Below are 1,177 nucleotides of genomic sequence, written 5' to 3'. Positions count from 1 at the left end.
TCAATGACCCAGCCGCTCAAACTGCGTGGTTTCCAGAAGTGGGATGTGTTCTGTAATGCCGTCAACAACATGATGAATAACCCTCTCTTGCCTGCCCACGGTAAAGGCGTTCTGGTTGCCCTACGTCCGGTACCGGGTATCCGCGTTGAACAAGCCCTGACGCTGTGTCGCCCTAACCGTACCGGCGATATCATGACCATTGGCGGTAATCGGCTGGTGCTGTTTCTCTCATTCTGTCGGATTAACGATCTGGATACCGCGTTGAATCATATTTTCCCATTGCCTACTGGCGACATTTTCTCAAACCGTATGGTCTGGTTTGAAGATGATCAAATCAGTGCCGAGCTGGTGCAGATGCGCTTGCTTGCCCCAGAACAATGGGGCATGCCGCTGCCTTTAACGCAAAGTTCTAAACCGGTCATCAATGCCGAGCACGATGGTCGCCACTGGCGACGAATACCAGAACCCATGCGACTGTTAGATGATGCTGTGGAGCGCTCATCATGATGACCATCAGCGATATCATTGAAATTATTGTCGTTTGCGCACTGATATTTTTCCCGCTGGGCTATCTGGCGCGGCACTCTTTGCGACGCATTCGCGACACCTTACGTTTGTTCTTTGCTAAACCTCGTTATGTTAAACCGGCCGGGACGTTACGCCGCACGGAAAAAGCCAGGGCAACCAAAAAATGACTCAATTTACGCAAAATACCGCCATGCCTTCTTCCCTCTGGCAATACTGGCGCGGCCTTTCCGGCTGGAACTTCTATTTTCTGGTTAAGTTCGGCCTGTTGTGGGCGGGATATCTTAACTTCCATCCGCTCCTCAATTTGGTGTTTGCCGCGTTTCTGCTGATGCCCCTTCCGCGCTACAGCCTGCATCGCTTGCGCCACTGGATTGCCCTGCCGATCGGCTTTGCTTTGTTCTGGCATGACACCTGGTTGCCTGGCCCGGAAAGCATAATGAGCCAGGGTTCGCAGGTGGCGGGGTTCAGTACCGATTATTTAATCGACCTTGTCACACGCTTTATTAACTGGCAGATGATTGGGGCCATTTTTGTTTTATTAGTGGCCTGGTTATTCCTGTCACAATGGATTCGCATTACCGTTTTTGTGGTTGCCATACTGCTATGGCTGAACGTACTTACCCTGGCGGGACCAAGTTTCTCCTTGTGG

At 51.4% G+C, this 1,177-nt stretch carries 3 protein-coding genes; all 3 read left to right on the top strand.

Going from position 1 to position 1,177, the window contains the following annotated elements; translation table 11 throughout:
- The coding region (locus tag R7Z41_RS24085) for a BcsE family c-di-GMP-binding protein (protein ID WP_318141647.1) at nucleotides 1-507 on the top strand (507 nt) is incomplete at its 5' end.
- Nucleotides 504-695: a cellulose biosynthesis protein BcsF gene (bcsF, locus tag R7Z41_RS24080; protein ID WP_000988308.1), complete on the top strand. Its 192-nt coding sequence runs from the start codon at nucleotides 504-506 to the stop codon at nucleotides 693-695. The genes R7Z41_RS24085 and bcsF, both read left to right, overlap by 4 nt.
- The coding region (gene bcsG, locus R7Z41_RS24075; RefSeq protein ID WP_318141646.1) for a cellulose biosynthesis protein BcsG at nucleotides 692-1,177 on the top strand (486 nt) is incomplete at its 3' end. The genes bcsF and bcsG, both read left to right, overlap by 4 nt.

The organism is Vibrio sp. 1457 (genome assembly GCF_033340195.1).
Classification (GTDB): Bacteria; Pseudomonadota; Gammaproteobacteria; order Enterobacterales; family Vibrionaceae; genus Vibrio; species Vibrio alginolyticus.
The sequence above is the reverse complement of the archived record's forward strand: the minus strand, read 5'-3'. Positions and strand labels throughout refer to the sequence as shown.